21 protein-coding genes are annotated in these 19,857 nt (G+C 64.8%); 12 read left to right on the plus strand and 9 right to left on the minus strand.

The genetic code is table 11. The features are described from left to right. The first annotated feature begins 107 nt into the window (after positions 1-107). The 8 genes from NDO48_RS21920 (at position 108) to NDO48_RS21955 (ending at position 7,942) form a co-directional block, all read left to right on the plus strand. Complete coding sequence (locus NDO48_RS21920) at positions 108-1,235, plus strand: class I SAM-dependent rRNA methyltransferase (RefSeq protein ID WP_018425921.1); 1,128 nt, start codon at positions 108-110, stop codon at positions 1,233-1,235. Next, positions 1,232-2,068: a TrmH family RNA methyltransferase gene (locus NDO48_RS21925; RefSeq protein WP_018425920.1), complete on the plus strand. Its 837-nt coding sequence runs from the start codon at positions 1,232-1,234 to the stop codon at positions 2,066-2,068. Before NDO48_RS21920 ends, NDO48_RS21925 begins: the two co-directional genes overlap by 4 nt. A gap of 9 nt (positions 2,069-2,077) precedes the next feature. Then, the gene (gene lspA / locus NDO48_RS21930) at positions 2,078-2,569 is read left to right on the plus strand and encodes a signal peptidase II (protein ID WP_018425919.1); all 492 of its coding nucleotides are present in this window, start codon (positions 2,078-2,080) and stop codon (positions 2,567-2,569) included. A gap of 398 nt (positions 2,570-2,967) precedes the next feature. Beyond that, the gene (locus NDO48_RS21935) at positions 2,968-3,711 is read left to right on the plus strand and encodes an SH3 domain-containing protein (protein ID WP_157632668.1); all 744 of its coding nucleotides are present in this window, start codon (positions 2,968-2,970) and stop codon (positions 3,709-3,711) included. A 73-nt stretch (positions 3,712-3,784) separates the two neighbouring features. Continuing rightward, complete coding sequence (locus tag NDO48_RS21940; RefSeq protein WP_267322346.1) at positions 3,785-6,067, plus strand: PAS domain-containing hybrid sensor histidine kinase/response regulator; 2,283 nt, start codon at positions 3,785-3,787, stop codon at positions 6,065-6,067. A gap of 150 nt (positions 6,068-6,217) precedes the next feature. Beyond that, positions 6,218-7,099 carry a GNAT family N-acetyltransferase gene (locus NDO48_RS21945; RefSeq protein ID WP_026226781.1) on the plus strand — a complete coding sequence of 294 codons (882 nt, stop codon included), beginning with the start codon at positions 6,218-6,220 and terminating at the stop codon, positions 7,097-7,099. A gap of 4 nt (positions 7,100-7,103) precedes the next feature. After that, complete coding sequence (locus tag NDO48_RS21950) at positions 7,104-7,457, plus strand: MmcQ/YjbR family DNA-binding protein (RefSeq protein ID WP_267322347.1); 354 nt, start codon at positions 7,104-7,106, stop codon at positions 7,455-7,457. A gap of 17 nt (positions 7,458-7,474) precedes the next feature. Then, positions 7,475-7,942 (plus strand): SRPBCC family protein, encoded by a 468-nt coding sequence (locus NDO48_RS21955; protein ID WP_267322348.1) that lies wholly within the window; start codon positions 7,475-7,477, stop codon positions 7,940-7,942. A gap of 3 nt (positions 7,943-7,945) precedes the next feature. On the opposite strand, the gene NDO48_RS21960 is transcribed toward NDO48_RS21955, so the two are convergent. Then, the gene (locus NDO48_RS21960; RefSeq protein WP_267322349.1) at positions 7,946-8,293 is read right to left on the minus strand and encodes a hypothetical protein; all 348 of its coding nucleotides are present in this window, start codon (positions 8,291-8,293) and stop codon (positions 7,946-7,948) included. A 107-nt stretch (positions 8,294-8,400) separates the two neighbouring features. Here NDO48_RS21960 and NDO48_RS21965 point away from each other — a divergent pair, with 107 nt between their 5' ends. Continuing rightward, positions 8,401-8,703: an autorepressor SdpR family transcription factor gene (locus NDO48_RS21965; RefSeq protein WP_267322350.1), complete on the plus strand. Its 303-nt coding sequence runs from the start codon at positions 8,401-8,403 to the stop codon at positions 8,701-8,703. Beyond that, the gene (locus NDO48_RS21970; RefSeq protein ID WP_267322351.1) at positions 8,700-9,362 is read left to right on the plus strand and encodes an SdpI family protein; all 663 of its coding nucleotides are present in this window, start codon (positions 8,700-8,702) and stop codon (positions 9,360-9,362) included. Before NDO48_RS21965 ends, NDO48_RS21970 begins: the two co-directional genes overlap by 4 nt. Positions 9,363-9,364: 2 nt before the next feature. Here the strand turns inward: NDO48_RS21970 and NDO48_RS21975 are convergent, their stop codons facing one another. The 3 genes from NDO48_RS21975 to grpE form a co-directional block, all read right to left on the minus strand. Beyond that, on the minus strand, positions 9,365-10,660 hold the full coding sequence (locus NDO48_RS21975; protein ID WP_267322352.1) for an NAD(P)/FAD-dependent oxidoreductase: 1,296 nt from the start codon (positions 10,658-10,660) through the stop codon (positions 9,365-9,367). A 68-nt stretch (positions 10,661-10,728) separates the two neighbouring features. Continuing rightward, positions 10,729-11,361, minus strand: coding sequence for a trimeric intracellular cation channel family protein (locus tag NDO48_RS21980; RefSeq protein ID WP_267322353.1), 633 nt, complete (start codon positions 11,359-11,361; stop codon positions 10,729-10,731). A 97-nt stretch (positions 11,362-11,458) separates the two neighbouring features. After that, the gene (gene grpE, locus NDO48_RS21985) at positions 11,459-12,091 is read right to left on the minus strand and encodes a nucleotide exchange factor GrpE (RefSeq protein ID WP_018425908.1); all 633 of its coding nucleotides are present in this window, start codon (positions 12,089-12,091) and stop codon (positions 11,459-11,461) included. Between the two features lie 236 nt (positions 12,092-12,327). Between grpE and NDO48_RS21990 the strand changes: the two genes are divergently transcribed. Further along, a complete protein-coding gene (locus tag NDO48_RS21990) occupies positions 12,328-12,516 on the plus strand; it encodes a hypothetical protein (RefSeq protein WP_157632667.1) in 189 nt (62 codons plus the stop codon). 21 nt (positions 12,517-12,537) lie between these two features. Here the strand turns inward: NDO48_RS21990 and NDO48_RS21995 are convergent, their stop codons facing one another. From NDO48_RS21995 to cysG, 5 genes are read right to left on the minus strand one after another with little or no spacing between them, the layout of a single operon-like run. Beyond that, positions 12,538-13,080, minus strand: a complete 543-nt coding sequence (locus NDO48_RS21995) for a DUF934 domain-containing protein (RefSeq protein ID WP_267322354.1) — start codon at positions 13,078-13,080, stop codon at positions 12,538-12,540. A gap of 10 nt (positions 13,081-13,090) precedes the next feature. After that, positions 13,091-13,861, minus strand: a complete 771-nt coding sequence (locus NDO48_RS22000; RefSeq protein ID WP_267322355.1) for a phosphoadenylyl-sulfate reductase — start codon at positions 13,859-13,861, stop codon at positions 13,091-13,093. Then, positions 13,836-15,506, minus strand: a complete 1,671-nt coding sequence (locus NDO48_RS22005; RefSeq protein ID WP_018425904.1) for a nitrite/sulfite reductase — start codon at positions 15,504-15,506, stop codon at positions 13,836-13,838. The genes NDO48_RS22000 and NDO48_RS22005 overlap by 26 nt, the downstream gene beginning before the upstream one ends. 19 nt (positions 15,507-15,525) lie before the next feature. After that, positions 15,526-15,828, minus strand: coding sequence for a DUF2849 domain-containing protein (locus NDO48_RS22010; protein WP_018425903.1), 303 nt, complete (start codon positions 15,826-15,828; stop codon positions 15,526-15,528). Next, positions 15,825-17,276, minus strand: a complete 1,452-nt coding sequence (cysG, locus tag NDO48_RS22015) for a siroheme synthase CysG (RefSeq protein ID WP_018425902.1) — start codon at positions 17,274-17,276, stop codon at positions 15,825-15,827. Before cysG ends, NDO48_RS22010 begins: the two co-directional genes overlap by 4 nt. Positions 17,277-18,003: 727 nt before the next feature. Between cysG and ybaL the strand changes: the two genes are divergently transcribed. Further along, entirely contained in the window at positions 18,004-19,815 is a 1,812-nt protein-coding gene (gene ybaL, locus NDO48_RS22020) for a YbaL family putative K(+) efflux transporter (protein ID WP_018425901.1), read from the plus strand. Positions 19,816-19,857: the final 42 nt, after the last annotated feature.

Raw genomic sequence — 19,857 nt, forward strand, 5'->3', positions numbered from 1 at the left:
CACCATCAGGGCTTTGAGAGAGCCGCGACCTGCCCGCGACCGCCCGTCCGGTTGCGGTGCGAGATGGCCTGTGTCAAAAGCGGCCAACCATCTGGAGACGCCGTTCCTTGAAGCATCCGCGCGACAAACGCCGCGACAGCCGCCCGCAACCGCCCCGCAAGAGCGGTGCCGCGCCCGCGCAAGCGCGCGAACGCACCGAGCGGCAGCCGGAGCGCAGGCAGGAGCAGAGGCCAGCTCCGCGCCAGGACCATAAGCCAGAACCCAAGCATCAGTCCGAGCCAAGGCATCAGGTCGAGCCGAGGTCGGAACCACGCAAGCTTACGCGCCGCGAAGGAGAGTTGCCGGCCGAGCGCCTGCCGCTGATCCTCGAAGTCGCGCCCAACGACGACTACGCCTTGCTCGACTCGGGCGACGGCCAGAAACTCGAACAATACGGCCCCTATCGCATCGTGCGCCCCGAGGGGCAGGCGATCTGGCAGCGCGCGCTGCCGGCAAAGGAATGGGACCGCGCCGACGCGGTCTTCACCGGCGACACCGATGAAGAGGGCCTGGGCCGCTGGCGCTTCCCCAAGGAACCGCTCGGCGAAACATGGCCGATGCGCCATGACGGGCTGCACTATCAGGGCCGCTTCACCTCGTTCCGCCACGTCGGCGTATTCCCCGAACAGGCGACGCACTGGGACCACATGGCGCGGATGATCGTGGAGGCCAAGCGCCCGGTGAAGGTGCTCAACCTGTTCGGCTATACCGGGCTTGCCTCACTGGTAGCCGCCCGCGCCGGCGCCGAGGTCACCCATGTCGACGCCTCGAAAAAGGCCATCGGCTGGGCGCGCGAGAACCAGGAGATGGCCGGTCTCGCCAACAAGCCGATCCGCTGGATCTGCGAGGACGCAATGAAGTTCGTCGAGCGCGAGGAGCGCCGCGGCAGCCGCTACGACATCATCCTGTTCGATCCGCCGGCCTATGGCCGCGGACCCAAAGGCGAGGTGTGGCAGCTGTTCGAGAGCCTGCCCGCCATGACCGACATCTGCCGTTCGATCCTGACGCCGAAGCCGCTGGCGGTGGTGCTGACGGCCTATTCGATCCGCGCCTCGTTCTTTGCCATCCACGCTTTGATGCGCGACACCTTCGCCGGCATGGGCGGCACCATCGAGTCGGGCGAACTCGTCATCCGCGAGAAATCGGCCGGACGGGCGCTTTCGACATCGCTTTTCTCACGCTGGGTGGCCAAATGAGCGAACATCGCACCGGAGCGCCCGGCCGCGTCAAGGAAGTGACGAGCCTTGCCAACCCGCTGGTCAAGGACATCAAGTCGCTGGCGCTGAAGAAATTCCGCGACCAGCAGAACGCCTTCATCGCCGAAGGCCTGAAGCTGGTCATCGACGCGCTCGACCTCGGCTGGACGATCAAGACGCTGATCTTCGCCAAGTCAGGCCTCGGCAATCCGGCCATCGAGAAGGTCGCGGCGCGCACCCGTGCCGCCGGCGGCGATGTGCTCGAAGTGTCGGAAAAGGTCATCACCGCGATCACCCGCCGCGACAATCCGCAGGCTGTCGTCGGCGTGTTCGGCCAGCGTTTCGTGCCGCTCAGGGACATCAGGCCCAAGGACGGCGAGGTCTGGGTGGCGCTCGACCGGGTGCGCGACCCCGGCAATCTCGGCACCGTCATCCGCACGGTCGATGCGGTGGGCGCGAAGGGCGTCATCCTGGTCGGCGACACCACTGACCCGTTCTCGCTTGAAACCGTGCGCGCAACCATGGGCTCGATCTTCGCGGTGCCGGTCGCCAAGACGCACCCGGATGCCTTCCTCGAATGGCGCAAGGGTTTTGCCGGCATCGTCGCCGGCACGCATCTCAAAGGCGCGGTCGACTATCGTTCGGTCGATTTCGGCACGCGACCGGTGCTTTTGATGATGGGCAACGAGCAGCAGGGCCTGCCCGACAATCTGGCCGACGCCTGTGACAAGCTGCTGCGCATCCCGCAGGCGGGCCGTGCGGATTCGCTCAATCTCGCGGTCGCCACCGGCGTCATGCTGTTTGAAATCCGGCGCGGCGCGCTGAAGCTTTAGGAGCCGCCGGTGAAGCCAGTCGCATTCTACGGGATCGTCACGGCGCTCGCGGTTGCGATCGACCAGTGGATCAAGGTGCTCGTCGAGGCCAATCTGGTCATGCACGAGAAGATCGACCTGCTGCCCTTCCTGGCGCTCTACCGCACCTACAACACCGGCATCGCGTTTTCGATGTTCTCCAATGTCGGCGACACCGGCCTGATCGTGCTGACCGGCGCGGTCGTCGCCTTCGTCACCTTTCTCGCCATCAAGACCACGCCGGAGCAGACCATTTCGCGCTTCGGCTTTGCCCTGATCGTCGGCGGCGCGCTGGGCAATCTCATCGACCGTACGGTCTACGGCCACGTCATCGACTACATCCTGTTCCACACGCCTGTATGGTCGTTCGCCATCTTCAACCTTGCCGACGCCTTCATTTCCGTAGGTGCCGCCCTGGTCGTGCTGGACGAATTCCTGGCCTGGCGGCGCGGCCGCGCCGAGAAAGCCAAGGCGAACGATTGACGCCCCGTCCGGGAACCGAGTTCGGCTTCCGGCCAGAATGATGTTCAGATTCAACAGATTAGATTACGCTCGGTGTGCCCGGCCGGACGCGCATAGTTCCAGCCGGAATGGCATTCTACGATAGTCGTGACTTACGCACAGAATTCGCTTGGCGATTAGCAAAAATTTCAGGAAGGTCGCAATCGGGTCCAAGCTCTGCCACAATCGCTATCCATGATGCAGGGTGTGGGACGAGCCAATAAGGCACTGTCTGGACTGTTCTTCGGTCACGCGGCGTAGATTCGTGGGCTGGAACGGCGGGTGGGACGCTCGGTATTTTCGAGCAAACGGGGCCTAGTGGAGAGTTGTTTGTGAGAATGCCCTTCAGGTCGGGCGCTGCCAATCAGCCGCGCTCTTCGATGATGTTCACGAAAACCGACCAGTCATCCTGGCGCGACAACGCGCCGAACCGTGGCTTGGTCTGCGGCGTGTTGGCGATGACCGCTCTGATGAGCGTGACCGCCGTTTCCGCGCTTTTCATCGTTCCCCACCTCGGACAGCATTCCGCCAACAGCGCGCAGGAAGTGCGCCGCGCTGAAGTCCAGCCGGGGGCCGAGCCAGCAAAAGACAAGATCACCACCATCACGGCAGAGCCTACAGGCCGCCAGAACCGGCTGGCCTCGACCAGCTCGTCGATCATTGTGTCCAGCGCCATGGCCGAAGAGGCGACCGACATGCCGCTGGCCGCTGATCCGCGCTGGGCCCAGGTGGTGGCGGCGAGCGCCAACAAGCCGCTCGAGGCCATTCCCGCAATCCCCGGCGCCGAAAAAGTCATAGCCAAGGATCCGGTCGAGACCGATGCCCTGGCTCTGGTCGAGCCGGATGCCAGTGCCACTGCAGCCGTTCAGGCAATCGAAAACGAGACCGCGGACGCCGAAATGGCGCCCGAGGCTGCGCCTGCAGCGGCCAAGCCAGCCCAGCAGGCCCAGGCCGGCGGCCAGATCACCATCAAGCGTTCTGTGAACATGCGCTCCAAGCCCGGCGGCGCCGTACTCGAAGTCATCCCGGCAAAGGCTTCGGTGGAAGTCGTGTCATGCACCAAATGGTGCGAGATCGTCTTCAACGGCCAGCGCGGCTTCATCTACAAATCCTACGTCCAGTAGCGCCCGACACGATCGTTAAAACTCGAACGATCCGCCAAAATCTTCCCTAAGCTCTGCCTGCTAGGCTTCCGCCATGATGACGGAGTCAGGCGTTACCGAGGAGAGCAAGGCAAGCGACGCAGCCGCGACCGAGGCTGAGACGTCGACGCCCAGGCGTATCCTGACCCCGCAACCGCTTGAGGCGGAACTGCCTAAGGAGCCGCCGCGCGGCCTCTACTTTGCGACGCTAGTCACCGTGCTCGTGCTTGCCGGGCTCGCCCATCTCACCGGCGCGCCAAGCTTCATCAGCATCGGTCTCATCTGTGCCGGCACCGCCGGCCTCGTGCTTCTGGCCCGCAGTCTCAGCGAACGCGAACGCGCCGCCGGCGCCATCACCAAAAACGCCTCGCGCAACCGCGCCGAGATCGAAACGCTCGCCGACCGCATGTGGGAACTACAGGAAAGCGAAGAGCGCTTCCGCGGCCTCATCGATGCGCTCGGCGACCTGGTCGTGCACCGCGACCGCGACGGCCGCATCGTCTATGCCAACAAGGTCTTTGCCGACCTCGTCGGCAAGGACCTGCGCGACCTCGCCGGCAAGACCCTGTCGGAACTCGGCGTCGACGTCGGCGTGGTGCCTGATGCCGCCTTTGCCGAAGGCGAGTGCCTGAGTTCGACCGATGTCGGCATCCGCTCGGCCGGCATCGTGCGCTGGTTCTCGTGGATCGAGCTGTCGGTCCGTGACAAGGCCAGCCATGCGGTTTCGCACCGGGCCATCGCCCGCGACATCACCGCCCGCAAGCGCGCCGAGACCGCGCTGATCGGCGCGCGCGAACGCGCCGAATTCGCCAGCCAGGCCAAATCGCGCTTCCTGGCGACCGTCAGTCATGAAATCCGCACGCCGATGAACGGCATCATGGGCATGGCGAAGCTGCTGCACGACACCGAACTGTCGCCCGAGCAGCGCACCTATCTCGGCGCGATCTCGACTTCGGCCAGCGCGCTTCTGGCGCTGATCGAAGATCTGCTCGACTATTCCAAGATCGAGGCAGGGCGCTTCGATCCCGAGCCGCAGCCGATGTCGCCGCGCGAGATGGCCGACAATGTGGTGGAACTGCTTGCCGCACGCGCCTTCGCCAAGGGCATCGGCCTCGGCTGCCATGTCGCCCCCGATGTGCCCGCGATGATGACGGCCGATCCGGGCCGTGTTCGCCAGGTGCTGCTCAATCTGATCGGCAATGCGGTGAAATTCACCGACGCCGGCGGCGTACGCCTGACTGTGCGGCGCATCGACGACGGCAATCCCGGCAAGATCCGCTTCACCGTCTCCGACACCGGTACCGGCCTGCGCCCGGAGGACATGGAACGCATCTTCGAAGAGTTCGAACAGGCCGACGGCACCTCGACCCGCTCGCATGGCGGCGCCGGCCTCGGCCTTGCCATCTCCAAGCGCCTGGCCACCTCGATGGGCGGGGCGCTGACGGTCACCAGCGTGCCCGGCCAGGGCTCGGAATTCTCGTTCGACCTGCCGGCCTATGGCGCCTCGGACGAAGCCCCGATGCGCGGCGACGCGCTGGCCGGCCGCCAGGCGGTGATCCTGTCACGCAACACAACCGAGGCCGAGGCCATTGCCGAGACCATCCGTGCCCATGGCGGCAGGGCTGACATCGTGGCGACGCCGGAACAGGCCCGCCTTTACGCCGACGGATGCAATGCGCTGCTGGTCGATGCCGCCATGGAAGACACCGACGGCCGCTTGCTGCGCCATATGCGGGAACGCGGCTTTGCCACGGCGGATGCCGTGACGCTGATCGCGCCCACCGACCGCGGCCTGCTTGGCGAACTGCGTGCCAGCGGCTACGCCACGTTCCTGGCCCGGCCGGTGCGCGGCGAAACGCTGATGCGCGTCCTCCTGGCGGCCAAGGGCAGCCTTGCGAACCAACCGCAGGCAGCGAATCGCCTGAGGGCGGCAAAGCCTGCCGGAGGCGGCAGCCTGTCGGTGCTGATCGCCGAGGACAACGACATCAACGCCATGCTGGCTCGCGCGGCGCTGACCAAAGCCGGCCACCGCGTCGAGGTGGTCAACAACGGCAAGGCCGCCGTCGAAGCCGTCACCAGCGGTTCGCACAAACATCGCTACGACGTCGTGCTGATGGATATGCACATGCCCGTGATGGACGGCCTGGACGCAATTTCAGCCATCCGCCGGCATGAGGAACAGCACGGGCTTGCCGCCGTTCCGATCATGGTTTTGTCGGCCGACAGCCAGGAAAAGACCCGCCACGCGGTGCTCGCACATGGCGCCAGCGGCTTCATCACCAAGCCTCTGGACCCCGATGTGCTGATCAATCTGGTCGAGCAACGGGCAGCTGCCTAGAGGTCATCTCTCTGATTTTCCTAGCCGGCTAGACGAAGTTGCTTGCCGTGCAAGTCTTGCCCGGGCGGGTCGATCACGATACTGTCACAATCCTGTAGCACCGACACCGTATCCCCGCGCCAGGAGGGATGGCTCGAAGGAGAATCACCCGTGCATACAGCCTTGCCGGACAGTGACACCCAGAAAGCCAATGGCGCCAAGGTGACAGTGCCTTCCAATCCAATATTGCCCGGAACGCCCCTCGGAAAGATCGGCACGCTCGAGGTTCGCCTCGCCCGCGACGAATCGGAGATCGCTGCCGCGCAGCAAGTACGCTACCGCGTCTTCTTCGACGAGCTGGGTGCCAAGAAGCAGGCGCTGCACACCATCGACCAGCGCGACGCCGACCGATTCGACGACATCTGCGACCATCTGCTGGTCTTCGACACATCGATATCGGGCCCCACGCACCGGCAGATCGTCGGCACCTACCGCCTGCTGCGCCAGGAGCGCGCGGCCGAGGCCGGCGGCTTCTATTCCGACGACGAATTCGAGCTCAAGAAGCTGATCGCGCGCCATCCCGGCCAGCGCTTCCTTGAGCTTGGCCGCTCCTGCGTATTGCCCGAATACCGCTCGAAGCGGACCATCGAGGCGCTGTGGCAGGGCATCTGGTCCTATCTCAACCGCTATGACATCGACGTCATGACCGGCTGCGCCTCGTTCCACGGCACGGTGCCAGCGGCGCATGCAGAGGCGCTGACCTATCTCGCCCACCACTGCCGTACCAGCCCCGACTGGGACGTGCGCGCCGTGGCCGGCCGCTACTGCCAGATGGACCTGATGCCGATCGAGGCAATCAATGCCAAGGCTGCGATTTCGTCCATGCCGCCGCTGGTGAAGGGTTATCTGCGCGTCGGGGCCAAGATCGGCGACGGCTGCGTCATCGACCATGACTTCGGCACGGTCGACGTCTTCATCGTCATGCCGGTCAAAGAAATCGGCGCCCGCTATATCAACTATTACGGCGGCGAAACCCAGCGATTCGCCGCATAGAGCGATGGCCGACGACCTCCAGCCCGCCTTCGACAAGCTGCTCATTGCAGCCGAGGGGCTGGCGGAGGTGGTCGCGGGCACGTCCTACGGCACGCCGTCCCTTCACGTCCGCAAGAAGTTCCTCTGCCGGGTCAAGGATGCCGACACCGTGGCGGTGATGTGCGCGCTGGAGGAGAAGGAGATGCTGATGGAGGCGGATCCGCATCTCTACTTCGAGACTGCCCACTACAAGGGCTGGCCCGTCGTGCTAGTGCGCGTCCACGACATTCCGCTCGACCAACTGCGAAGCCGCCTCGACCGGGCCTGGCTGATGCAGGCGCCGAGAAGCCTGCTCAAGACCCGGCAGACAGCGCACTGAACGCCGGGAGGACGAGCGTGACCGAACTCAGGCGCACCGACACCGGCTCCCGGCTGATCAAGGCCTCGGCCGAAACGATCTACCGCGCGCTGGTCGATCCCGAAGCTGTGACAAGCTGGCGCCCGCCACAGGGTATGCGGGCAGAAATCCTGGCGTTCGAGCCGCGCGAAGGCGGCACGTTCCGAATGGCCTTCATCTACGAAGATGCCGGATCGCACGGCAAGACGTCAGACAACGCCGACGTCTTCGAGGGCCGTTTCGTCGAACTGGTGCCCAACAGGCGCGTCGTCGAAGTGATCGAGTTCGAATCCGACGACCCGGCCTTTGCCGGGGCCATGCGCATCGTGACCACGCTGGAACCTGTCGCAGGCGACACGTGGGTGACCGTCAGCTGCGAGGACGTGCCACCAGGCATCAGTGAGGACGATCATCGGGAAGGCATCGCCTCATCGCTCGCAAACCTCGCCGCGTTTACGGAAAGCTAGGTCTCAGCCGCAGGTTTCGGAGGCGAGATCGTTGATGCGCTGTTCTCTCACGGCGTCGGCGACATTGGGCACCATTGCAAGGCAGACGAGCGCGCAGGCGCCGGCGATCAAAAGCCTGGCAGGCCTTCTGAAATGTCGCCCGTTCAGCACGACCCCCGCACCATAGATCGCAATTGCCACGGCGCCGAAAAACAGCACCGGGCCCGGGCCGTCGCAATCGATGCCACCGCCACCCCAGGCCTTGTATTCATTGGCAGGCAGCAGCCCGAGGAAGGCTATTGGCAGCGCGGCAACAAGCACGGCATAGCCGAAAAAGGCCCAGCGGCGGCGCACTCGATTCGGTTCTTCCATGCCCGATGGTCGCATTGCGCCCGAAAGGCGGCAATGGTTCCAAGGTCAGGTCGCAACCAAGCTGAAAGGCACTTTACTTTATTTCGGTATTTTCCTAAATACAAAACATGGACCGTATCTACAAAGCTCTGTCCGACCCGACACGCCGCGAAATCATCCGGCTGCTGCGCCAGCGCGAGATGACCGCCGGCGAGATCGCCGGCCACTTCAGCCTGTCAAAACCGACGCTGACCGGCCACTTCGGCGTGCTGCGCGAGGCTGGTCTGATCCAGGGCGAGAAATCGGGCACCAGCATCACCTATTCGCTGCAATTGTCGGTTCTCGAGGATGCATTGGCACTTTTGATGGACCAGTTTCGCATCGGCCAGCCCCGCGCCGGCGCGGCCAGCAACCCCAAGGTGACGTCATGAACAACGCGCTTCCGCTGAAATTCAGCGCAGCTGCCCTGCTGGCGATGGCAGCTGCTTCCGCCTGGGCGCTTACAATCGTCCCCGGCGATACGCAGGTGGCCGTGCATTTCAACCTCGAAGGCGCGCCCGACCGCTTCGCCAGCCCACTCTTCGCCTTCGCCATCATGCCGGTGGCCGTGCTGCTGTTGTCCCTGATATTTACGGTCGCACCGCGCTTCGAGCGCAGGCGGGACAATCTCCAACGCTCCGGAAATGCCTATGCCACTTTCTGGATCGGCAGCCTGGCGATCCTCCTGGTCGCCCATGCGGTTATCATCGCCAGCGCGCTGGGCATGGCTTTGTCGATCCCGCGCGGGCTGACCGCCGTGCTTGGCCTCTTCCTGATGGTGACCGGCAATGTCGCGAGCCGGATCAGGCCGAACGGCATCATGGGCGTGCGCACGCCATGGACACGCGCCAGCGACCGCATCTGGGCCAAGACCCACCGCGTGTTCGGCTGGGCCTCGGTGCTGCTGGGGATTGGACTGGTCGCGCTGGCCATCGCCAATGCCGCGCCCGCCATCATGGTGTCGGCCATCGTCGGCGGCGTCGTTGCGATCAGCCTGGGCAGCATCGCCTATTCCTACTGGGCTTGGCGGCAAGAACAGGCGGGCGCTTGAGCTTACGTTTGCCGCAGGTCCGACCCGGCATCTTTGCCCGGCGAGCTCTCGGCCGCCTCGCCCTGTGTGATCAGCCGGGCGCTGCGCTGGTTGCGGGCATGGATCCACAGCCAGTTGATCGCCACGCTGAGCCGGGCCCGCGAACCGATCAGAAAGTAGATATGGGCGATACCCCATAACCACCATGCCAACGCGCCCCGCAGCTTGATCCGGCCGAAATCGATCACCGCGCGCCGCTTGCCGATCTGGGCAAGGCTTCCCTGATGGCGATAGCGGAATGGCATCTGCCCTGTTTCGCCACGCAGCCGCGCCTTGATGATGGCGGCCACATGCTGGCCCTCCTGCTTGGCCGCAGGCGCGATGCCCGGCACCGGCTTTTCGTTCGGGCCATTCACCGTGACGGTGTCGCCTATGGCAAAGATCTCGGGATGACCGGGGACCGTGAGGTCGGGCATCACCTGGAGACGCCCGGCCCTGTCGGCAGGCACGCCCAGCCACTCGGCTGCGGGCGAAGCCCGCACGCCGGCAGCCCAGATGATCGTGCTTGTCGCCAGCCTGGCGTCGCCATAGGCAACGCTGTCGGCCGTGCAGTCGGAAACGGCGCGCCCAAGCTCGACCTCGACGCCAAGCTTGCGCAGCGAGCGCAGCGCATAGTCGGAGAGTTCGTCGGGAAATCCGGCCAGCACGCGCGGTCCGGCTTCGATCAACACGACCCGGGCTCTTGCCGTGTCGATGTTGCGAAATTCGCGCGGCAGCGTGTCCCGCGCCAGTTCGGCGATCGTGCCGGCCATTTCCACGCCGGTTGGGCCTGCGCCGACGATGACAAAGGTCAGCAACGCCGCCTGCCTGGCAGGATCGGTTTCCCGTTCGGCCTGCTCGAACGCCACGAGGATGCGTCGCCTGATCGTCGTGGCATCTTCCAGCGTCTTCAGGCCGAGCGCATAAGGCTCCCACTCGTCATGACCGAAATAGGCGTGGCGAGCGCCTGTCGCCAACACCAGCGTGTCGTAAGGCACCGAGGCGCCATCCTGCAGCTGCACGAGGCGACGCTCCGCATCGACACCCGACACATTTGCCAGGACGGTCGTCACCTCCGGCCTGTCGCGCACGAGCGAACGGACTGGCCAGGCAATCTCCGATGTCGCAAGCGAGGCTGTGGCCACCTGGTACAGCAAGGGCTGGAACAGATGATGATTGCGCCTGTCGATGAAGGTGATGTCGACCGCAGCGCCAGCCAAACCCCTGACGACTTCCAGACCGCCAAACCCCGCGCCGACGACCACTATTCGCTGATGCATGAATGCTGCCCTTGCTTGCTGGGTGCATAGTAGAAGCAAATTTCAGGACAGGGATATAGCTTGGAAGCTCAGGGAATGTCTTCGGGCCGGCGGCCGGGGCGGCTGCGATAGGCGGGAAAGGTCCAGCCGAACTTCAGCGCCCCGCCACGCACCATGAAGGCAGCGACGAAGGCGACAAAGGCCGACACTTCGGTCGGCAGCTCCGCCAATTCGGCGAGCGTATAGATGCCGGCACCCGTCATCGCGGCCGACACATAGATTTCGGGCTTCAGCAGCACCGATGGCTCGCCGGCAAGGAGATCGCGCAGGATGCCGCCGAAGGTGGCGGTCAGCATTCCCATGATGATGGCGACTGTCAGCGACCCCGTCGCCTCCAGGCCCTTGGCCGCACCGATCGCGGCATAGGCGGCCATGCCGAGCGCATCGAGCCAGAGCAGCAGCTTGTAGCGGGATTCGACCAGATGGGCAGTGAAGAACACGACGACTGCCACGGCGGCGCAGACCAGCACATAGGCCGGGTTGACCACCCAGAAGACCGGCAAGCCGAGAATGACGTCACGGACAGTGCCGCCGCCAATGCCGGTGAAGCTTGCCAGGAACAGGAAGCCGATGACATCGAGCTGCTTGCGCGATGCAGCAAGCGCGCCCGTGGCGGCAAACACCGCCACGCCGGCATAGTCGAGGTACAGCAGCGGGTTCATGGAAGAAGCGAATAGGGAAAGAACACTGCAGCCCCCCGTTTGGGCTCACTGTAGCGATGAATTCCCTATTCGCTACTCCCTATTCGCCATTCGCTTCTCAGGCGTCTTTCTCGGCCTGCTCGTTCACCGGGCCAGGCTCGGCCGGGGTCTCGCCGGCGTGCTTGGGGCCGCCCTTGGCGACGCCGACCATGGCCGGGCGCAGGACGCGATCGCCGATGGTGTAGCCTGATTGTACGACCTGCACGACCGTGTTGGCCGGGACGGCCGGGTTCGGCACCTCGAACATCGCCTGGTGGAAGTTAGGGTCGAACTTCTCGCCCAGCGGGTCGAGCTTGCGCACGCCGTGACGCTCGAGCGCCGAAAGCATCGCGCGCTCCGTCACCTCGACGCCCTCGATGAGGCTGGCAAGGCCGTCGCCGCCGGCCGCCTTGGCCTCGTCGGTGACTGCCTCGATGGCGCGGCGCAGATTGTCCGACACCGACAGCATGTCGCGTGCGAAATTGGCCGCTGAATAGGCTCGCGCGTCCTGAACGTCGCGTGCCGTGCGGCGGCGCAGGTTCTCCATCTCGGCCGCGGCACGCAAAGCGCGGTCCTTCAGCTCTTCGTTTTCCTTGAGCAGACGCACGACGGCTTCATAATCGCCGTCGATGCCGCCTTCGAACTTTTCGGCCTGGGCCTCGGCAGCCGCCGTCTCGTCGGGCGCGCGTTCGTCTTTTGCCTGGTCGCTCATCGCCAAATCCCGCTTTTCATCAGATTGGAAGTTGCGCCCGATATCGAGCTTCGGGTGCCAAAAATCAAGGGGCAAGGGCCGTTGAGACCGGATGCCGCGCCGGACCGGGCCAAGATCGGCACCCTCGGATATTAAGTCAAATTTTACCCAAACGGCGCAGCTTTTCACTGCAAATGCGCGGCATAGGAACCATTTGCCGCCCGCAGGAGTTCTTCCGGGCAACAAAGGGTCTGATCATGGCAGGAGCACGTACACAGCAGGCAGCGCGGTTGACGGCGCATATCCGGCGAGAGATCGCGACGGAAACCAACCAGCGCGTCTTGAAGGCCCTGCCAGCGTTCCGCGCCGACCACGACTTGCCCAAGAAGCTCAAGCGCCTGCTTGAAAAGCTCGCCAACGTCGAGAGCGGGCCAACGCAGCGCTAGTTCCGTCTGGTTGCGCCCCGATCAGCCGGCGGTGCGGCGCCAGGCGTATTTCGCACCCTTCTCCACGGGTCCCGAAGCCTTCGCAGCCGGCTGGTAATAGAGCGGCAGACCGCCGGAGTTGCCAGCCTCAAGACGCTTCAGCAGCACCGGATGCGACACCTCGAACTCATCGAAACCGACGCGCAGCATGTGCGGCAGCTGGTCGACCAGCACCTGGCCGGTCGCGCGCACTGCGCCCTTGAAGCCATGGCGGCTGCGCAGCAGCTCGGCCTTGGAAAAGGAGCGGCCGTCATTGAAGGCCGGAAAGGCCAGCGCCACCAGTGACAGCTCGCCGAGCAGGTCGAGGATGGCGTCGAGCTGGTCGCCGGGCTGCAGTTGAACGCCCAGCCTTTCGCCGGCCGCCTTGCGCTGCTCCGGATCGAGGTCGAGATAGGCGTGCAGCGGCAGGATCACCCTGGTGTTGCCAGCCAGTGCCGACGCGTCCTCGGCATGGATCCAGCCGTCCTCACGAAAACCTTCCGGCGTCCACAGACGGATCCTGGTCTCTGAAGTCGCTTCGGTCATACGCAAGTTCCTAAAGGGATGTGTCGGTCAGCGACTGTTCGAGACCGGAAAGATGGATGCCGCATTCGGTCTTGGCCTGGCCGGCCCAGCGACCGCTGCGAGCGTCTTCGCCCGGCTTGACCGGCTGGGTGCAGGGGAAACAGCCGATCGACAGGTAACCGTAGGCGACAAGCGGATTCTCGCGCAAGGCATGCTTGCGCATATAGTCGGCGAGGTCGGACGTGCCCCACCGGGCGAGCGGATTGATGCGGAAACGCGGGCCGACCTGCTCGAACGCGGCGAGCGCCGAACGCGTCGATGCCTGGAAACGCTTGCGGCCGGTGAACCAGGCGCCGAAGGGTTCCACGCCGCGCGCCATCGGCTCGACCTTGCGCACGTCGCAGCAAGCGTCGGTATCGCTCTTGTGCAGGTCGCCCAAAGGGTCGATGCGCGCCAGCGCTGCCTCGTCTGGGGTGACGATACGGATGTCGGTCAGGCCGAAATCTGCCGCCAGCGCGTCTCGGTAGTCGAGCGTCTCGCCGAAATGCTTGCCGGTGTCGAGGAAGACGATCGGCAGGTTGCGGTCGACTTCCGCAATCATATGCAGCAGCACGGCGGAATCCGCGCCGAAGGACGAGACCGCAGCGATGCCGCCATCGAAGCGCTCTACCGAACGCACGATGATCTCCTGCGGCGTCAGATGCCCGTGGAGCGCATCGAGCGAAGCGGCCTCGGCCTGAACCTGCGCTACGATCCCGGCGTCCGGGGTCTCGGCGTCAGGCTGCCTTGGCTTCGCTTGCATAAAGCGCCTCCTTGAACGGCGCGGGGCCGACGCGGCGATAGGCGTCGAGGAACTTTTCCGCCGGGCCGCTGCGGACCTGGAGATAGGTTTCGACAATGGTCTCGATCGCGTCGGTGATCTCTTCCGGGCCGAAGCCGCGGCCGATGATCTCGCCGACCGTCGTGTGCTCGTCGGCCGAGCCGCCGAGCGTCACCTGATAGAGTTCCGCGCCCTTCTTCTCGACACCGAGGATACCGATATGGCCGACATGGTGGTGGCCGCAGGCGTTGATGCAGCCCGAGATCTTGAGCTTCAGTTCGCCGATGTCGCGCTGACGCTCGAGCGAGGCGAAGCGGCGCGAAATGTCCTGTGCCACCGAGATCGAACGGGCATTGGCCAACGCGCAATAGTCGAGGCCCGGGCAAGCAATGATGTCGCTGATCAGGTTCGAGTTGGCGGTAGCCAGATCGGCCGCCACCAGCGCATCATAGACCGCCTTGAGGTCGGCACGAGCGACATGCGGAAGGATCAGGTTCTGCTCATGGCTGACGCGGATCTCGTCGAAGCCGAACTTCTCGGCGATGTCGGCGACGACTTCCATCTGGCTGTCGGTGGCATCGCCAGGCGCTTCGCCGATGGCCTTCAACGAGATGGTCACCGCGGCATAATCGGGATTGTGGTGGGTGAAGACGTTCTGGTCGAGCCACTCGCCGAAGCTCTTCGAATCCAGGCGCGCGACCTTGAGCACGTCGTCGCCCTCGGGACGGGCAGCGAGAACGGGCGGCGCGAAATAGGACTGAATGGCCGCAACGTCCGATTCCGGCAGCTTCAGTTCGCCGTCCTTCAGCGCCTGCCATTCGGCTTCGACCTGACGGGCGATCTCGTCGACACCGGTTTCGTGGACCAGGATCTTGATGCGCGCCTTGTACTTGTTGTCGCGACGGCCGAAGAGGTTGTACACGCGCAGGATCGCCGTCGTGTAGGACAAGAGGTGCTCTTCCGGCAGGAAGTCGCGGATCTTCTTGGCGACCATCGGCGTGCGGCCCTGCCCGCCGCCGATATAGACGGCGAAGCCCAACTCACCCTTGTCGTTCTTTTTCAGGTGCAGACCGATGTCGTGGGTCTGGATGGCGGCGCGGTCGCGCTCGGCGCCCGTCACCGCGATCTTGAACTTGCGCGGCAAGTAAGAGAACTCCGGATGCACCGTCGACCACTGGCGCAGAATCTCGGCATAGGGCCGAGGATCGGCAACCTCGTCGGCCGCAGCACCGGCGAAATGGTCGGCCGTCACGTTGCGGATGCAGTTGCCCGAGGTCTGTATGGCATGCATCTCGACCGAGGCGAGGTCGGCGAGGATCGCCGGAATGTCCGACAGAGCAGGCCAGTTGAACTGGATGTTCTGGCGCGTGGTGAAGTGGCCGTAGCCCTTGTCGTATTTGCGGGCGATGTGGGCGAGCATGCGCAGCTGCTTTCCGCTCAGCGTGCCGTAAGGCACCGCGATGCGCAGCATGTAGGCGTGCAGCTGGAGATAGACGCCGTTCATCAGCCGCAGCGGGCGGAACTGGTCCTCGGTGATCTCGCCGGCAAGGCGGCGTTCGACCTGGTCGCTGAAGTCGGCGACACGGGCCTTCACGAAGTCATGGTCGAACTCGTCGTAGCGGTACATGGTCGTCTTCCGGTGTTGGTCAGGCGGCAGCGGCAGGGCGCGCCTGCTTGCCGAGGTCGAGACGGTTGGTGGGGCCGGCGGCGCGGATCACCTCGCGCAGGCGCAGCGGCTGGATCGCGCCCCCAACGACGTTGACGTCGATCAGGTTCACGTCGACCACCTCGTTGTTGTCGTAGGCATGCTTGCCGATGGCCTCGAGCCTGGTCTCGCCGTCCTTGTCGGCGACGATATCGGCGCCGTCGATGGTCTCGGCCCAGTTGCCCGTGGCCGAAAACCATACGGCCTCGCCGTCGGTCAGCCTGTTGGCGGTCAGGATCTTCATGCCCTTTGTCCTTCCATGACAGCGATTGCCGCCGTCCCATGCCTGCGTGCCGAAAGCGGCTCGGAGCGTTCGAAATTGGCGCCGGCGACGGCGTCGCCGATGATGGTCATGACCGGGCCGTCGAGGTCGATGCGACCTTCGAGCGACGGCAGGTCGGCGAGCGTGCCGTGGAAGCGCCGGCGATGCCTCAGGCTGGCATTCTCGACCACGGCGACCGCCGTATCGGGCGACAGTCCCGCCTCTATCAGACGGCCGGCGACGTCGGCGGCAACAGACCGCCCCATATAGACGGCAACCGTCGCGCCCGAGATGGCGAGCCTGGCCCAGTCGGGCAGCGAACCGCCCTTGAGGTCATGGCCGGTCGTAAACACCATCGAGGAGGTGACGCCGCGCAGCGTCAGCGGCAGCTCGAAATCGGCAGCGGCGGCAAAGGCCGAGGTCACGCCCGGCACCACCTCATAGGACACGCCGGCATCGCGCATCGCCTGCATCTCTTCGCCAGCGCGGCCAAAGACCAGCGGGTCGCCCGACTTGAGCCGCACGACGCGCTTGCCGTCCCGCGCGAGCGCGACCAGCAGATCGTCGATCTCGCTTTGCGTCTTGGAATGGCAGCCCTTGCGCTTGCCGACCGACAGACGCTCGGCGTCGCGGCGGCCCATGGCGACAACCGCCTCGGGCACCAGCGCGTCGTAAACGATGACGTCGGCTTCCATCAGAAGACGGTGGGCCCGCAACGTGAGCAGGTCCTCGGCGCCGGGACCGGCACCGACCAGGGCAACATGACCGTTCGCGGGCGCGTCGCGCAACAGGATTTCGGTGGCGGCGTCATGCGCTTCGGCAAGGGTAGCGTTGTCCAGCGCACGTGCCGGCGCGCCTTCGAAGAACTCCCGCCAGAAGGCGCGGCGGACATTGCCCCTGGGCAACAAACGCTCGACCGCATCGCGGAAGCTCGCGGCCAGTGCCGCGAGTGCGCCGAGCTGCGGCGACAGCATGCGGTCGATGCGGGCGCGGATCATCTGGGCGAGCACGGGCCCCGCGCCTTCGGTGCCGACGGCAACGGCGACCGGCGCGCGATTGACCAGTGCGGGGGTGAAGAAATCGCACAGTTCCGGCCGGTCGACGGCGTTGACGGCGATGCCGAGACGGCGGGCGTCTTCGGAGATACGTCGGTCAAGCGCCTCATCGCCGGTCGCGGCAAAGACCATCACCGCGCCTTCCACCAGCGATGCATGATAGGCAGCGTGGATGCGCAACGCGCCATTGGCGGCAATCCAGTCGCGCAGCTGCGGCTCGACGTGATCGGCGATGATGCGGATTTCGGCGCTCGACTGGCTGAGCAGGCGCGCCTTGGCAAGCGCCTCGTCGCCGCCGCCGACAATGGCCACGGCCCGGCCCTCGACCTTGAGAAAGATCGGGAAGGCGTTCAACTTGGGGGCGGCTTGAGTCATGACGCGAGGGTTCCGGAGGACCCGCCATTTCTAGCCGCCGGCACCCCTTCGTAGAAGAAACCCACTCGCGCGCGCCGATGGTGGATGCAATCGCTTTTGCCTTCGCGCACGAGGCAGAAGAATTTTTTTCCAACATTGGCAGGCGAAGCCGCCTCCGGTTTTCAAGACCATACCGAGCCAGAGCGGCTGAACACCAGTGTGGAACCCGCGGAAATGCTTATGATTGCGGCTTCTGACGCGAGCTCGCCGACACAGCGCAGCCGGAGACGCCACCCTGCCGGTCGGACGGCTTTTTCCTAATTTCTACTGATTTAGTAGAATTAAGACAGGACGCCGCCAGCCAACTTCGGGACAGGGTCTGGCCTGGCCAAAAGCTTATGTTCCGTGACGGTCATAGGTCGCGCAAACGGCCTCGATCTTCTCCTGCGACCCGCAAGCCTGATGCCGGCGACAGCATTTCCACCCTGCCAACCAAGACCCGAGTCAGTCTCGGCGTCATCATATCGAAACGACGTTTGCTCGCAACCAGGTCGGATCGGCGCATACGATCGTCCCGGCGAATAGTTCCGATATCATTCGAGCGAAACTTTTTTGGCCAGGGATGAAGTTTCTGGGTCAACCAGGGTTGCGCTTGCAGCATTGCGTCCACCATATTGGAAATGCAGCGGATTTTTCCGCCGCACCCCAAAGAAAATCTGAAACTCTTTTCAAAGGTGCCGCCCGGACAATGCCGCATGACACGCCCCTCATCGCAACCATCGTCGCCGGTCTGGGGCTGGCATTCATCTTCGGCGCGCTCGCCAATCGCTTCAAGGTTCCGCCGCTCGTCGGCTACCTGATCGCCGGCATGCTGGTCGGGCCCAACACGCCCGGCTTCGTCGCCGACCAGAAACTGGCGCTCGAACTCGCCGAGATCGGCGTGATCCTCTTGATGTTCGGCGTCGGCCTGCATTTTTCGCTCAAGGATCTGCTGTCGGTGCGCGCCATCGCCGTCCCCGGCGCTGTCGTCCAGATCGCCTTCGCAACCGCCCTTGGCGCCGGCCTCGCCTGGATGCTCGGCTGGTCGCTTGGTGCGGGTCTCGTCTTCGGCCTGGCACTATCGGTCGCCTCCACCGTCGTGCTTCTGCGCGCGCTGCAGGAGCGGCGCATGATCGAGACCGAGCGCGGCCGCATTGCCGTCGGCTGGCTCATCGTCGAGGACCTCGCCATGGTCATGGCGCTGGTGCTGCTGCCCGCGCTCGCCGGCGTGCTCGGCGGCGAAGAGCAGGTGGCGCATGCGCCAAACATCCTGGCTCTGAGGTTCGATTTCGGCATCTGGGGCGTTGTCGGCATCACGCTGGCCAAGGTCGCCGCCTTCGTGGTGCTGATGATGGTCGTCGGCCGGCGCGTCATCCCGTGGATGCTGCATTACGTGGCGCATACCGGCTCGCGCGAGTTGTTCCGCCTGGCAGTGCTGGCGATTGCCCTTGGCGTCGCCTTCGGCGCAGCCAAACTGTTCGGCGTGTCGCTGGCGCTCGGCGCCTTCTTCGCCGGCATGGTGATGAGCGAATCCGAACTCAGCCATCAGGCGGCCGAAGAAACCCTGCCGCTGCGCGACGCATTCTCGGTGCTGTTCTTCGTGTCGGTCGGCATGCTGTTCGACCCGACCAGCCTGTTCACCGACACCTGGCCGATCCTCGCCACGCTGTTCATTATCGTCATCGGCAAATCGGTCGCCGCCTTCCTGATCGTGCTTGCCTTCGGCTATCCGGTGGCGACCGCATTGATCATTTCAGCCAGCCTGGCGCAGATCGGCGAGTTCTCGTTCATGCTTGCCGGCCTCGGCGTCAGTCTCGAACTGTTGCCGGAGAAAGGCCGAGACCTGATCCTGGCCGGCGCGATCCTGTCGATCGTGCTCAATCCGCTGGTCTTCGCCGGCGTCGGTCGCCTGAAGCCGTGGCTGGAGAAGCGCGCCGGCAAGGTGCCGGAAGCCGTTGAGGCCGTGCCCATCGGGCCAGCCACCGAGCCCGGCGAGGTTGCCACCACCACGCCGGCCGCCGCCAAGATCGATGAGGACACGCCGCCACCGACCAAACTCACCGACCACACCATCCTGATCGGCTATGGCCGCGTCGGCTCGCTGGTCGGTCAGTCGCTCAAGGATGCCGAGCTGCCGTTCCTGGTTATCGAGGATTCCGACAAGACCATCGCCAAGCTGATGAGCGAAGGCGTCGAGACGGTGCCAGGCAACGCGGTCAAGGGCGAGGTGTTCGGCGCGGCCAACGCCGCCGGCGCCAAGCGGCTGATCCTCGCCATCCCCAACGCCTTCGAAGCCGGCCAGATCATCCTCAAGGCCAAGGCCGCCAATCCCGAGATGAAGATCATCGCCCGCGCCCATTCCGACGCCGAAGTCGACCACCTGAAGAACCTCGGTGCCGACCAGGTGATCATGGGCGAACGCGAAATCGCCCGCGGCATCGTCGAGCAAGTGATGCAGAAACCTGCTGCGGACGCGGAGCCCGTCGAAGACCGCAGGCCGGATGCGCCTTCGGCGGCCTGACCGAGATCGGCCGAAACGGCTAGCAAAACGACAAAACCCGGC

Source organism: Aminobacter sp. MET-1, assembly GCF_026521175.1.
Taxonomy (GTDB): Bacteria; Pseudomonadota; Alphaproteobacteria; order Rhizobiales; family Rhizobiaceae; genus Aminobacter.

Coding starts and splice junctions, on each gene's coding strand:
- NDO48_RS21925 (WP_018425920.1), top strand. CDS start 1,232: ATGAGCGAACATCGCACCGGAGCGCCCGGCCGCGTCAAGGAAGTGACG.
- NDO48_RS21935 (WP_157632668.1), top strand. CDS start 2,968: ATGATGTTCACGAAAACCGACCAGTCATCCTGGCGCGACAACGCGCCG.
- NDO48_RS21940 (WP_267322346.1), top strand. CDS start 3,785: ATGATGACGGAGTCAGGCGTTACCGAGGAGAGCAAGGCAAGCGACGCA.
- NDO48_RS21950 (WP_267322347.1), top strand. CDS start 7,104: ATGGCCGACGACCTCCAGCCCGCCTTCGACAAGCTGCTCATTGCAGCC.
- NDO48_RS21960 (WP_267322349.1), bottom strand. CDS start 8,293: ATGGAAGAACCGAATCGAGTGCGCCGCCGCTGGGCCTTTTTCGGCTAT.
- NDO48_RS21965 (WP_267322350.1), top strand. CDS start 8,401: ATGGACCGTATCTACAAAGCTCTGTCCGACCCGACACGCCGCGAAATC.
- NDO48_RS21970 (WP_267322351.1), top strand. CDS start 8,700: ATGAACAACGCGCTTCCGCTGAAATTCAGCGCAGCTGCCCTGCTGGCG.
- NDO48_RS21975 (WP_267322352.1), bottom strand. CDS start 10,660: ATGCATCAGCGAATAGTGGTCGTCGGCGCGGGGTTTGGCGGTCTGGAA.
- NDO48_RS21980 (WP_267322353.1), bottom strand. CDS start 11,361: ATGAACCCGCTGCTGTACCTCGACTATGCCGGCGTGGCGGTGTTTGCC.
- grpE (WP_018425908.1), bottom strand. CDS start 12,091: ATGAGCGACCAGGCAAAAGACGAACGCGCGCCCGACGAGACGGCGGCT.
- NDO48_RS21990 (WP_157632667.1), top strand. CDS start 12,328: ATGGCAGGAGCACGTACACAGCAGGCAGCGCGGTTGACGGCGCATATC.
- NDO48_RS21995 (WP_267322354.1), bottom strand. CDS start 13,080: ATGACCGAAGCGACTTCAGAGACCAGGATCCGTCTGTGGACGCCGGAA.
- NDO48_RS22000 (WP_267322355.1), bottom strand. CDS start 13,861: ATGCAAGCGAAGCCAAGGCAGCCTGACGCCGAGACCCCGGACGCCGGG.
- NDO48_RS22005 (WP_018425904.1), bottom strand. CDS start 15,506: ATGTACCGCTACGACGAGTTCGACCATGACTTCGTGAAGGCCCGTGTC.
- NDO48_RS22010 (WP_018425903.1), bottom strand. CDS start 15,828: ATGAAGATCCTGACCGCCAACAGGCTGACCGACGGCGAGGCCGTATGG.
- cysG (WP_018425902.1), bottom strand. CDS start 17,276: ATGACTCAAGCCGCCCCCAAGTTGAACGCCTTCCCGATCTTTCTCAAG.
- ybaL (WP_018425901.1), top strand. CDS start 18,004: ATGCCGCATGACACGCCCCTCATCGCAACCATCGTCGCCGGTCTGGGG.